The organism is Rhizobium sp. RCC_161_2 (assembly GCF_041355235.1).
In the GTDB taxonomy this organism is placed as follows: Bacteria; Pseudomonadota; Alphaproteobacteria; order Rhizobiales; family Rhizobiaceae; genus Rhizobium.
This window is the reverse complement of sequence record NZ_JBFUPL010000001.1, coordinates 137,799-150,469: the sequence shown is the minus strand read 5'-3', so window position 1 is coordinate 150,469 and position 12,671 is coordinate 137,799. Positions and strand designations below refer to the sequence as shown.

The 12,671-nt window shown below is 60.0% G+C and carries 10 protein-coding genes; 3 read left to right on the top strand and 7 right to left on the bottom strand.

Features of this window, described 5'->3' with window-relative positions:
- Positions 1–21: 21 nt before the first annotated feature.
- From AB6803_RS00660 to AB6803_RS00645, 4 genes are all read right to left on the bottom strand, one after another.
- A complete protein-coding gene (locus AB6803_RS00660; protein WP_371107047.1) occupies positions 22–1,107 on the bottom strand; it encodes a sugar ABC transporter substrate-binding protein in 1,086 nt (361 codons plus the stop codon).
- Positions 1,108–1,319: 212 nt separating this feature from the next.
- Positions 1,320–2,204: an AraC family transcriptional regulator gene (locus AB6803_RS00655; RefSeq protein WP_153363675.1), complete on the bottom strand. Its 885-nt coding sequence runs from the start codon at positions 2,202–2,204 to the stop codon at positions 1,320–1,322.
- Positions 2,205–2,434: 230 nt separating this feature from the next.
- The gene (locus tag AB6803_RS00650; protein ID WP_371107046.1) at positions 2,435–4,324 is read right to left on the bottom strand and encodes a methyl-accepting chemotaxis protein; all 1,890 of its coding nucleotides are present in this window, start codon (positions 4,322–4,324) and stop codon (positions 2,435–2,437) included.
- A gap of 560 nt (positions 4,325–4,884) precedes the next feature.
- Positions 4,885–5,871 carry an AraC family transcriptional regulator gene (locus AB6803_RS00645; RefSeq protein WP_371107045.1) on the bottom strand — a complete coding sequence of 329 codons (987 nt, stop codon included), beginning with the start codon at positions 5,869–5,871 and terminating at the stop codon, positions 4,885–4,887.
- A 532-nt stretch (positions 5,872–6,403) separates the two neighbouring features.
- Here AB6803_RS00645 and AB6803_RS00640 point away from each other — a divergent pair.
- From AB6803_RS00640 to AB6803_RS00630, 3 genes are read left to right on the top strand one after another with little or no spacing between them, the layout of a single operon-like run.
- Positions 6,404–7,900, top strand: a complete 1,497-nt coding sequence (locus tag AB6803_RS00640; RefSeq protein WP_371107044.1) for a sugar ABC transporter ATP-binding protein — start codon at positions 6,404–6,406, stop codon at positions 7,898–7,900.
- A gap of 16 nt (positions 7,901–7,916) precedes the next feature.
- The gene (locus tag AB6803_RS00635; RefSeq protein WP_371107043.1) at positions 7,917–8,984 is read left to right on the top strand and encodes an ABC transporter permease; all 1,068 of its coding nucleotides are present in this window, start codon (positions 7,917–7,919) and stop codon (positions 8,982–8,984) included.
- 43 nt (positions 8,985–9,027) lie between these two features.
- Positions 9,028–10,122 (top strand): substrate-binding domain-containing protein, encoded by a 1,095-nt coding sequence (locus tag AB6803_RS00630; RefSeq protein ID WP_371107042.1) that lies wholly within the window; start codon positions 9,028–9,030, stop codon positions 10,120–10,122.
- A gap of 67 nt (positions 10,123–10,189) precedes the next feature.
- Here the strand turns inward: AB6803_RS00630 and AB6803_RS00625 are convergent, their stop codons facing one another.
- The 3 genes from AB6803_RS00625 to AB6803_RS00615 all read right to left on the bottom strand — a co-directional run bounded on the left by AB6803_RS00625 (position 10,190) and on the right by AB6803_RS00615 (position 12,554).
- The gene (locus tag AB6803_RS00625; RefSeq protein WP_371107041.1) at positions 10,190–11,203 is read right to left on the bottom strand and encodes a LacI family DNA-binding transcriptional regulator; all 1,014 of its coding nucleotides are present in this window, start codon (positions 11,201–11,203) and stop codon (positions 10,190–10,192) included.
- 134 nt (positions 11,204–11,337) lie between these two features.
- Positions 11,338–11,670 (bottom strand): hypothetical protein, encoded by a 333-nt coding sequence (locus tag AB6803_RS00620; RefSeq protein WP_371107040.1) that lies wholly within the window; start codon positions 11,668–11,670, stop codon positions 11,338–11,340.
- The gene (locus AB6803_RS00615; protein ID WP_371107039.1) at positions 11,667–12,554 is read right to left on the bottom strand and encodes an NAD(P)-dependent oxidoreductase; all 888 of its coding nucleotides are present in this window, start codon (positions 12,552–12,554) and stop codon (positions 11,667–11,669) included. Before AB6803_RS00615 ends, AB6803_RS00620 begins: the two co-directional genes overlap by 4 nt.
- Positions 12,555–12,671 lie beyond the last annotated feature (117 nt).

Sequence of the window (12,671 nt, the reverse complement as noted above, 5' to 3'; positions counted from 1 at the left end):
GGGCTTTGGCTTGGGAGGGTGTTACTTGATGATCCCGAGCGTCTTGCATCCTTCGGCGTAGCGATCGCCGCACAGTTGCTCCGGCGTCTGGATCGGCTTGCCGTTGACCTGCTTGTCGATGATCTCGGCCTTCAGATTTTCCGCCGTCACCAGCGCTGGGGTGAAGAGCTGCGTCGGCGTGTCGAAGAGCTTGGTATCGGCCTTCGGCGTTTCACCCGATAGCAGCTGGATGGCGACGTTGGCCGCAGCAGCAGCCACGATTTCGCTAGGCTTGGAAATCGTGTTGTACTGATCGCCGGCGATGATCAATTGCAGGCCCGCGATCGTCGCGTCATTGCCGGTTACCGGCGGAACCGGGTCGACGCCGGCGGCCTTGAAGGCTGCGACGGCAGCACCGCCCGTGCCGTCATTGGCCGCAACGACGCCGAGGATCTTCTTGCCGAAACGGGTAATCTGGCCGCTTGCCCATTGCTGGGCCTTCGGCGGCGCCCAATCCGGCGTATCGAATTCGGCAAGTACGGGATAGCCACCATCGGCAAGACCGGCGTGAATGCCCTTCTTGATGAGACCAGCAGCGGCATCGGTCGGAGAGCCGTTGATTTCGAGAAGGCCGCCATCACCTGCCTTCACCCCCTTCGATTTCAGATGATCGACGAGCGACTTGGCGATCGCCTTGCCGATTTCCTCGTTGTTGAAGGACACATAGTAATCGGCGGGGACCGAGGGGATCGGCCGGTCATAGGCAATGACCTTGACGCCCTGGCTCTGTGCGAGCTTGACGAGCGATGCGGCAGCCGTGGAATCGACCGGGTCGAGCACGATTGCCTTAGCGCCTTGCGAGATCACCGAGTTGAACTGCTGCTGCTGACGCGAGGCATCGCCATTGGCATTCTGGTAGATCACCTTGCAGCCGGCGCAGAGCTTCTTCATCTCAGCCTGGAAGCCCGGATAATCATGCTCTTCGTAACGGGTCGAGCCCTGGTCGGGCATCAGGAAAGCAACGGTCGCGTCCGTCACCTTCGCCGATTGCGCGAAGGCGGAAGCGCCGCTCAGAAGGCCAGCGGCAAGCACCGCGGCACCTGTTAGTCTCCATGCGAATTTGGTCATTAGATATCTCCGTCCCTAGTGGTAAAGTTTTCGATGAAGCCTCAAGCTCGCTAATCGAGCCCGAGGCCTTGCGTGTGTCTCGACCTAAGGCGGGCTCTGCGGCCGGCGCCCAAGGGCTTATTTTCGGACAAGACGTCTCCTTCGGGCGCCTGGCTGGTCGCCCGTCTCATCCTGCCCGGATTGTTGGTTTCTCCTCCCTGTCCTCCCCCTTTTTAGGCGGCCTCCACCGCTCCTATGTTCTGCGCCAGCAATGCTCTGAACCGCGAGGGCGCCATGCCCTTCTGCTCCAGAAAGCGGCGGTTGAAATTCGAGATATTGTTGAAGCCGGTCGCAAAGCAGATGTCGGTGATCGACATATCCGACTGGCTCATCAGCAAATGGCAGGCAAAATTGACGCGCAGGCGATTGACATACTGCACCAGCGCCATGCCGGTATGCCGGCGGAAGCTGCGGGAAAACGAGCTTGGGCTTTGCCCGGTAAGCTCGGCCAGATCGCTTTCGCTGAACGGTTCCGTCAGATGCGTGTTGATATAGGAAAGCGCCTTGTTGACGCCCGCCGACATGAAGCCGGACGGATCGGGATGATAAAGCGCACTCGCAAGCGTCCGGGTGCCCTGCGCCGAACTCAGCGCATTCAGCACGTTCATGAAGAGCTCGATGCGACGGATACCCTGCGCCTCGACCAGATCACCCAGGATCGGGCCGACGACGGCGGCGGTCTCGGGCGTGAAGAGCGCGCCGCGGCGGCTCATCTCGAGGATGCCGGCGCAGGCGGAAAGCTCCGGAAATATCTTGGTCGCGTCCGCCAGGAAGAATTCGGAAAACTGTAGCACGCGGCAGCGCAGCGGCAGGCAAGTGCCGGGTGGCACGTCGCTAACCCAATTATGCGGCAGGTTCGGTCCCGTCAGGATCAGATTGCCGGGTTCAAATTCGCCAATGAAATCACCAACGAAATATTGCCCCGTGGTGGCGACCACATGATGGATCTCGTATTCGGGATGAAAATGCCAGCGCACCGTGCGGTAGGGATAGCCATGCTCCCAGGCCTTGAAGGATTCACCGCTGCCGATGGCGACCACTTCCAAATCGGGGTTCATCCTGCACACCTCCCTTCGCCTTCGATCATTGTCTCGTCGCACCTCCTCCCAGAGACGCTGCCCGATCTGATAATCAGAGGTTACGCGTGGATGTCATGAACCGCTACTACGCCCTGCACCAAGAACTGATACTTTTTTGACATTTGAAGGTGCTTTTGGGGCCGCAGCCTCCATATCAAAGGGTGATATGAAGGCTGCGGCCGGATCATTGCTTTTCGCCGTAAGGCGCCTCAGCCATACAGCCGGGCAGTTCCGTACCTCGCCTTGACCGCGCGATCCGGAGCTGCCAATCGGCTTTCGGTCGCCCGTAGCGCTGCCACCTGGTTCTGGTGTGCGGTGCCATTTTCCAGCATGAACTGAGCCACGAGGCTACGAAGATTGACCGCCTCCGCAGCCAGGGTTGCACTTGCGGCCGTCGTCTCTTCCACCATCGCCGCGTTCTGCTGCGTGACCTGATCCATCTGATTGACGGCGATGTTGACCTCCGAAAGGCCGATCGACTGTTCCTTGGCGGAAATGGCGATCGCTTCCATATGCCGGTTTATGGTCTCGACATGCACCTCGATGATCCGGAGCGCGTCGCCGGTCTCGCTGACGAGGCGAACGCCGCCTGCAACCTCGACCGAGGACGAGCGGATCAGGGCCTTGATCTCCTTGGCCGCCTGAGCCGAGCGTTGCGCCAGTTCGCGTACTTCCTGGGCGACGACAGCGAAACCCTTGCCGGCATCGCCAGCTCGGGCTGCCTCGACGCCGGCATTGAGCGCCAGGAGATTGGTCTGGAAGGCAATTTCATCGATGACGCCGATGATGTTGGAGATCTGATTTGACGATTGTTCGATACGGCTCATGGCATCGACAGCGTTGGCCACCACCTCTCCCGATCGCTTCGCGCTGACATTGGCCTCGTTAGCGACCGCGCGTGCTTCGTCGGCTCGGTGGGCGGAGTTGCCGACATTGTTCGTGATCTGGTCGAGCGCCGCCGCCGTTTCCTCGAGCGAGGCGGCCTGCTGTTCCGTGCGTCTGGACAGATCGCTCGCTCCCTGGCTGATCTCCAGCGAATTGCCGTCGATCGTTGCCGTTGCCTGCGAAATCGCTGTGAGCGTCTCATTCAATTGCCGAACCGACGCATTGAAATCATGCCTCAAAGCCTCGAAGTCGGGCGCGAACGCATCGGCAAGCTGGAAGGCGAGGTCGCCGGCTGCAAGACGCTTCAATCCTGCGGCAAGGCCAGACGTCGCGACTTTGAGCCGCGCGGCGGCGTCCGCCTCTGCGATCTCCTGCGCGGAAATTCGATCCTGTTCCGCACGTCGACGGTTTGCCTCGGCCTCTTCTTCAAGCCGCTTGTTTTCGATTGCCGCCTGACGAAACACCTCGATGGCGCCGGCCATCTCGCCGATCTCATCCAACCGGTCACGATCCGGCACGACGTCCGCCGTATTGCCGTTGCTAAGCCGGTTCATATAGCCGGTGATCCGGGCAAGAGGCGAAATCACGCGCCGCAATGTCAGGATCATGGCACCGACCGCACCGACAATGGCAATGCAAAGGGCGATGTAGGCAGCACTCAGGCTTGATGCGACAGCAGCATTCGTCGTGTCGAGATTACCGTTATTGTCAGCAACGTTCTGGTCCACGTCCTCCTGGATCGCATCGCCAGCCTTGTCATACGCCTTCTTGCCCTCACCCAGCAGCAGAGCACTGGCCCCCTCGTCATTCCCGTTGTCCTTCAGGGCCTTGGCTTGCTCCCAGATCCGCTGATACTCCGTATCCGCATCCAGGAACTTCTGATAGATGGCACGCTCCTTGTCACCAGCAATCATGGGCAGATAAACCTTGATGTCCTTGGCAATTTCCGCCTTCGTCTCCGCCATCGCCGCGAGAACGGACTGCCGGTCATCAGCGCGCGCGAGCAGATAACCCTCATGGGCGACGCGTAAATCGCCGTAGTCCGTATTCAGCTGGCCAAGCACCAGCACGGAGGGGACCGTATTATCGGCTATCGAACGGGTTGCTTCGCTGATCAGGGACAATCTGTTCACAGAGACCAAACCCTGCACAACGGAAATTGTGGCAAGGACTCCAAACAGACTAAGAAGGGTAGCTTTAATCGTAAGTCGCATCGGAAAATACCTTTATGAAATTGCAGCCAGAACAATAACGCGCTGGAATAGCTGGGTAATCAGATGCGATATGGCTAAGAATTATTTAAGACCGTGTTCCGCCACGCCAAGATCGCGATTTTGCATTCGCGTTCAGGATGCAAATGACGCCATATGGATAAAGCAAACTGCGCGACGAACGCTTGATCTTCTCTTCATAGCTCGCGACGCCGGGCGCGCGGCGGGGTGTTCGCCGGTCTTATGAAACCTGGAAGAATTCGGCTTTGCGAACCATCAACGGTCGTTGAACACGGAAGACGACAGCCTGAAAAACAAATCCCGCCCATCGAAGTTGGGGTGTCGACGGGCGGGTGATGCTGTCGTCGGGAGCAGTCGCTACCGACGACAGCATCCACTGCATAGATTGGGCAATGCGTGTCAGACTTCAATGCAATCATGGGACCACAACTCGCTGCGGTCCTCTTTCCTGCGTGTTCGGTACAAAATCTGCGCTTCTTGAATATTACCTTGGCGTTTCAACCCGGCGATCATGTCTCCACGGCATCGCTGCCCGCTGTGCGTTACTGACTCCCGCTCTTTCCCATCTTAGCCGTGTTCGACGGCATTTCGCCGAAGGATTGGTGATAGAGCGCTGCGAAACGTCCCATATGGGAAAATCCCCAATTGCGGGCGATTTCGGCGACTGGCAGGGCAATGGCCGGGTCCATGAGAGTCTTGCGGGCGCCCTCCAGACGGATCGTCCGCAGATAATTCAGCGGCGTTGTGTCCTTGAACTGCTGGAAGGCAGCCTGCAATGCGCGCACACTCGTGCCGGCTTCCCGCGCGATATCGGCGACACCCATCGGCGACGAAATGTTGGCGTGCATATATTCGATCGCCCTCTTCAAGCGCTTCGGGATTGCCGGGGAGATTGGCTTGATCAGCCGCGCCGAATAATTGTTGGGGACTGTTTCCAGCAATGCGATCATCATCGCCTGCAAAAGACGCTCGACGAACACCGACGAGGGCTGCTCGGCCTCCTCGACGCTCAGACAGTTCCAGACAAGATGACTGAGTGCCGCTACCCGCGCACCTTTTGCCGTTGTCAGGTCGATCGTGTCGGCAAAATCGATGCCGCCGATGACGGGGGCATCCAGCAATTCGCTCAATTGCTGGATCATTGCGGACTTTTCGAAGGCCACGCCCATATGGCTGCGTCCCTCGTGGAGCGTCAGCTTCTCAAAACGTGACATGTCACCGAGAAGAGCGGTGGTCGGCTCGGAAAGGAACCGCTTGCTACCCATGTCCACCTCCATCAACCCGGAGGATGGCAAGTAGAGAGCATAGGCATCCGGCGCCTGCGAAAGCGTCACCCGCATTCCGGATTGGCATTTTCCGTTCCAGATGCTGTAGCGTCCGACTGAAAAATGGCGATCCTCCACCGAGATCAGCGAATGTTGCCGAAAGGGCTCCACCTTCGCGGGCGATAAGGTCCTCGCATAGTGTTCCGACATTTCATCGGCATCGGCTTGCACAATCTTGAAAACGGATTGAGTAACGTACCTCATTAAAGCTCCCGAACAGGCAATCCTCTGGAAAACATCCAGGGGTGCCACCCAAACCACAGAAAAACAGACCACAGATCGCAATTACCGCAGCAAATAATACTAGATCATAGGTAGCGAGAATGCACGGTCGATCTAAACATTATCCAATGCGCAGCAGTATCGGCCACAATGAGGCGCCAACTCCTAAAAACTCATTCAGGAATTTTTCGAAAATTCGACAGGTAAAAGTCACCCGTTTGTCGTTGATTCTGATTTCGGATGGCAAAATCGCGGTAAATCCATTCATAATATGTAAGAATTATCTATTTAATGCGCGGAATTGCTTTAAGCTCAAAGTATATCTATCCTCCTAGATTGAATTATGTTTCGTGAATTTCAATCGTAAGTCAGCCCCATCTCGAGCGGCCTACCGCATGGCAACAATGGCGGTAGCGGAGCTATGCTGCTCCAGGGCTGCGTTGTTGACCGGGCCTCTTGACGGAATGTTATCGATAACATAGCCTCCCCTCATTGAAGCTTTGGGAGGAGCGGGATGGACGACGGAAAGCTGCTCGAGTTTTGCGACATCACCAAGGAATTTGGTGGAACGCGCGCCCTGTCGAACGTCTCGCTGGATCTGAAGCCCGGAGAGATTCTGGCGCTTCTCGGCGAGAACGGCGCGGGCAAATCCACCCTCATCAAGACGCTAGCAGGCATCTACAAGCCCGATGGCGGACAGATCCTGTTTCGCGGCAAGCCGTATCAGCACCGCCCGCCGAAGCCCAATCAGCGCCAGCCGGTCGCCTTCATCCATCAGGATCTCGGGCTGATCGAATGGATGACGGTGGGCGAGAACGTCGGTTTGGCGCAGGGCTATTCGCTACGCGGTAAGCTGATTGACTGGCGGGCGACCGAGCGCCGCACGGCGGAGGCCCTGAAGCTCGTCGGATGCGATTTCGATCCGTCGACACGGGTCCAGGAGCTGACGCGAACCGAAAAATCCCTGGTGGCGATCGCCCGCGCGCTCGCCGTCGAAGCGGACGTTCTCGTTCTCGACGAACCGACGGCAAGCCTGCCCGCCGATGAGGTCGAGAAGCTGTTTGCCGCCATTCGTCCCCTCAAGGAGCGTGGCGTGGCGATGATCTATGTATCGCACCGGCTGGACGAAATCTTCAGGATAGCCGACCGCGTCGCTGTACTGCGCGACGGGCAACTCGTAGGACAGAAGCCGGTCTCCGATACGACGCCGGACGAGCTGATCCGGATGATCGTCGGACGCAAGGCCGACCAGCTCTTCGTCAAGGCGGAACGAACCGCCGGCCCCGCCATCGTCACTGTCAAGGATCTCGCCTGCCGTGGCGCAGGTCCGGTGTCCTTCGACATCCGCCAAGGTGAGCTGCTCGGCCTCGTTGGGCTCAGGGGTGCAGGCCAGGAATTGATCGGACGCGCGCTGTTCGGCTGCGAACCATCGAGCGGAACCGTTCGATTGAACGGCGCGGCGCCCGATCTTTCCAGCCCCGTCGCCGCCATGGCTGCGGGCATCGGCCTGATCGCAAGAGACCGGACGGAGGAGTCGGTCGCCATGTCGCTCAGCCTCAGGGAAAACACCTTCCTCAATCCCGGCGCCTCCGGGCGGGGCATGCTATCCTTCCTGCCGCCACAGCGCGAGGCTGAAATGGCCTATTCGCTCGGCAGCCGGGTCGGCCTTAGGCCCAATGATCAGGCGCTTGCGATCGAAGCCTTGTCCGGCGGCAATCAGCAAAAGGTTGTGGTCGGCCGATGGCTTGCCACGGGCCGCAAGCTGCTGATCGCCGAGGACCCGACAGCCGGCGTCGATGTCGGCGCCAAGGCTGATATCTACAAGCTGATCGCCGAGGCCGTGGAGGAAGGGCTTGCCGTGCTCGTCGTCTCCACCGACTTCGAGGAAATCGCCCATATCTGCCATCGCGCCCTGGTGTTCTCACGCGGTCAAATCGTGCGGGAACTGAGCGGCGCGGAACTGACAACACCGGCGGTCATCGCCGCCGCATCGGCATCCGAAGCGGCCTAAATCGGGGAGGACCCTCATGCAATCGATCGAATCCAACGCGCTCGAACCCACCCGGGCCGAACTGGCGGGAATGACCCTCGGCCAGAAAATCCAAAGGCTCTTGCCGGTCTACGGCCTCGTCATCCTGACCGCCTTCCTGATCCTGCTGTTTTCCATCCTGCTGCCGCAGACCTTTCCGACGCTGCTGAACCTGCGTTCGATCATCTCGGACAAGACCATCATCGCCATCCTGTCGCTGGCCGCGATGATCCCGATGGCGGCCGGACGCATCGACCTGACGATCGGCTATGGCATCGTGCTCTGGCATGTGCTGGCGATCAGTCTGCAGACAATGTTCGGCTTGCCATGGCCGATCGCCGTCCTGATCGTTCTTGCGCTCGGAGCTTTGACCGGCTTCCTGAACGGACTGCTGGTCGAGATCGCCAAGATCGACAGCTTCATCGCAACGCTCGGTACCGGCACCGTCCTTTACGCCATCGCCCTTTGGCACACCGGCGGACGACAGGTGGTCGGCATGCTGCCGCAGGGCTTCTACGCACTCAACGGAACCATGATCTTCGGCCTGCCGATCACCGGGCTCTACGTCCTGGTCCTGGCTTTCGTGATGTGGATCATACTCGAATACACGCCGATCGGCCGCTACGTCTACGCCATCGGTGCCAATCCGAAGGCTGCTGCCTTGAACGGCATCCCGGTTCGCCGCTTCGTCATCGGCGCATTCGTGACATCGGGCACGCTTGCCGCCGTGGCCGGCGTCTTGCTCGCCTCGAAGCTGCGCATCGGTCAGGCCAGCGTCGGGCTGGAATATCTTCTGCCGGCGCTCGTCGGAGCCTTCCTCGGCTCCACCACCATCAAGCCCGGCCGCGTCAATGTCTGGGGAACGATGATCGGCGTCATCATTCTGGCCGTCGGCATTGCCGGCATCCAACAGATCGGCGGCTCCTTCTATGTGGAACCGCTGTTCAACGGCGTGACCCTGCTCGTCGCCATCGGGATTGCTGGCTATGCCCAGCGCCGTCGCAGCCTTGCCGGCCGAATGGCGCCGGCGCAAAAGCCGCAACTGCCCGCCAAGGCAGCCGAATAGTGAAGATCATATTGTTTTGATTACCAAAGGGAGGAGACAGACAATGAAACGCAGATATTTCCTGCAGGCAACCACAGGCCTGTTGATGCTATGCACGACCCAGGCCTTTGCCGATCCGCTGGCCGACGCCAAGGCCGTCGTCGACAAATATGCGTCGCCGGTCACCAAATGGGACGGCCCCACCACCGGTCCGAAGGCGCAATCGGGCAAGACCATCGTCGTGCTGGCCGGCGACCTGAAGAACGGCGGCATTCTCGGCGTCAGTAACGGGGTCGAGGAAGCAGCCAAGGCGATTGGCTGGCAGGTCAAGGTTCTGGATGGCGCGGGCTCGATCGGGGGACGGACTGCGGCCTTCGGCCAGGCCATGGCTTTGAAGCCCGACGGCATCATCATCGACGGCTTCGACGCGGTCGAACAGGCGCCGGCGCTGGAGCAGGCAAAAGCGGCAAAGATCCCGCTGGTTGCCTGGCACGCAGGCCCGGTCATCGGCCCGGACGACAAGAACGGCCTGTTCGCCAATGTCAGCACCGATGCGATGGAAGTGTCGACGGCCGCCGCCGACTGGGCTTTCGTCGACGCCAAGGGCAAGCCCGGCGTGATCATCTTCACCGACTCGACCTATGCCATCGCCATTGCCAAGGCCGACAAGATGAAGGCCGAGATCGAGCGCCTTGGCGGCAAGGTGCTGGAATATGTCGATACGCCCATTGCCGAGACGTCACAGCGCATGCCGCAGCTCACCACTTCGCTTCTGCAGAAGTATGGCGATAGCTGGACCCATTCGCTGGCTATCAACGACCTCTATTTCGACTTCATGGGACCGTCGCTCGCATCCGCCGGCAAGGGCGGCACGGACGCGCCGATCAACGTGGCCGCCGGTGACGGTTCGGAATCCGCCTATGCACGCATCCGCGCCGGCCAATATCAGAAGGTGACGGTTGCCGAGCCCCTGAACCTGCAAGGCTGGCAGTTGGTCGACGAACTCAACCGGGCTTTTTCGGGAGAGAAATGGTCCGGCTATCTGTCGCCGCTGCATGTGGTGACGGCTGATAATGTGGAAACGGACGGAGGCCCGAAAAACACCTTCGATCCAGGCAACGGATACAAGGATCAGTACCAGAAGATCTGGGGCAAGTGATCCGATCTTGATATGAAAACGGCGCGGCCTTGGGGCCGCGCTTTTGCATTTGGCAAATAGGCAAAATCTAGCGGCTGCTGTCGCGCACGATCAGCTCCGGCGTAATCCTGACATCCTCGATAGCCGCCCCCTCATCCAGAATATCGAGGATCAGCCGGGCGGTCTTTTCGCCGATCTCGCGCGCAAAAGCGTTGATCGTTGTCAGCGTCGGCACGCAGACCTCGCCGATTTCATAATTGCCGAAGCCGCCGATCGCAAAACGCTCAGGCACGGGCACGCCAAGACGGCGACATTCGGTCAGCGCACCATAGGCCGCGAGATCCGACACGCAGACCACTGCCTGCGTGTCCGGATGGATTTCGATCAGCCTTGCCATCGCATTGGCGCCTTCGCGCATCGAAATCGGCGGCGCTCCGGCCGCGATCAACCGCGAGGCATCCAGCCCATGCGCCTCCATTGCGGCAATGAAGCCAGTCCGACGCTCGCTGCCACGCGTATCGCGTCCGACATCGCCACCGATGAAGGCAATGCGACGATGGCCGGCGCTGACGAAATGATCCACCATCTGGCGAACGGCGCCGGCATTGGAAAAGCCGACATAATGCCCGATCGGCTCGGCCGGAATATCCCAGGTCTCGATCACCGGGATATTGACCGTCTCCAGCAGGCGGCGCGCGCGTGGCGTATGCTTGCCACCGGTCACGACGATCGCCTGCGGCTTACGGCGCAGAAGCTGCTCGATGAGCCGCTCCTCCTCCTGCATATCGTAATTGGTGTAACCCAACAGGATCTGCATGTTGCGCGCGGCAAGCGTATCCGCAAGGCCGCCGACGGTATCGGCGAAATTGGCGTTGTTGATCGAGGGAATGGTGACGGCGACGAAATCCGACTTTTGCGAGCGGAAATTGGACGCCGTGCTGTCGAAGACATAGCCCAGATCCTCGGCAGCCTTGAGAATGGCCTCCCTCGTCTCCGCGCTAACCAGACTGTCCGCCTTGAATGCGCGCGACACGGTCATGGGGGAAACACCCATGACGCGGGCAATGTCAGCCATGGTCGGCGGCTTGCGGATATTGCTCATCGACAGCCTATGTTATCGTTACCACTAGAGTAGTATGCATCGCCTCTAAATGGCAAGTGCATGCCCTTTGCTTATCCTAAGACGAGAAGACGAGGTTTGACTCGTCCCATCGGACTGACGTCGCGGCAAGAGGCTTACAGCACGAATTCATTGGCCAGCGTTACGTGATGGTGGATGCGGCCCTCGAAGAACCGCGAGAGCACTGCCTCCGTTGCCGCACGCGCTTCGGTTCGCACCGGGCTAGCAAGAGCGGCCTCGACTGCGGCGGTATCCGGATAATTGATGGCAAGGATCATCGGATATTCCGGAGCGCCTTCGTCCCGAGCCTCGGCAAAGGACACCCGAACATCGAGAGCGCCGGGAAACTGCTTCCATTTCGGCAGAATGGTCTCCATGACCGCAGCACGAAACGCCTCCGTCTCGCCGTCTCTGACCTTGCCTTCGAATAGTGCGTATCGGGTAATCATCCGGCGATCTCCTTGTTCGGTCCCTTGAAGAATTCCATCAGCGCCGCCTGATCCTCGCCGCCGAGGCCGGCGGCGGTCAGCATGCGATGCACTTCGGCGCAGACGGCGGTCAATGGCATGGCGGTGTTGGTGCGCCGTGCAAGGTCCTGCGCGCCGTTCAGGTCCTTGACCATGTTGTCGATCCGGCCCGTGCGGCGATAATCCTTAGCCACGTAACGCGGCATATATTCCTGCAGCAGGGCGCTGTCGGCTCGTCCGCCCTTCAGCGCCTGCGGGATCTTGGCGGCATCCACGCCGGCGTCGAGCGCGAGCTGGGTCGCCTCCGCAACGGCAAGGAAATTCAGCGCACAGAGCACCTGATTGATCAGCTTCGTGGTCTGGCCTGCGCCCGACGGTCCCATATGGGTATAGTTCGAAGCGACATGCTTGAGCACCTGATGCGCATCCGCGACATCCTGCTCGCTGCCACCGGCCATCAGCGTCAACTGGCCAATCAGCGCCTTCGGAGCGCCACCGGACAGCGGGCTATCCACCCAGCGCAGCCCCTTTGCCGCTGCGTCCGCGGCCAGTGACTTGGTGGCATCGGGATCGATCGAGGACATGTCGATGATCAAGGTGCCGGGTCTGGCGCCTTCGGCGACACCGCCGGCGCCGAACACCGCAGCCCGTACGATGTTTGGGGAATTCAGGCTGAGAATGACATAATCCGATACGGCAGCCGCTTGCGCCGCGCTGGGCGCAGCGCTCGCGCCCTTGGCCGTCAACGCCGCCACCTTTTTCTTGTCGAGGTCAAAGACCGTCAGGCTATTGCCGGTCTCGGCGAGGCGCGTGCCGATGGCTCCGCCCATTGCACCCGCGCCAATCAGCGCCACCTTGTTGCTCATGGCTGCTCCTCCTCCAATGCCGCGACATCAGTCCGGCGCCCGTTACGAACGGTGATCCATATTCGTTGTCATAGCCTGCGCGTCCTCATCGCGCCGACCAGGAATTCGCTGCAGCCG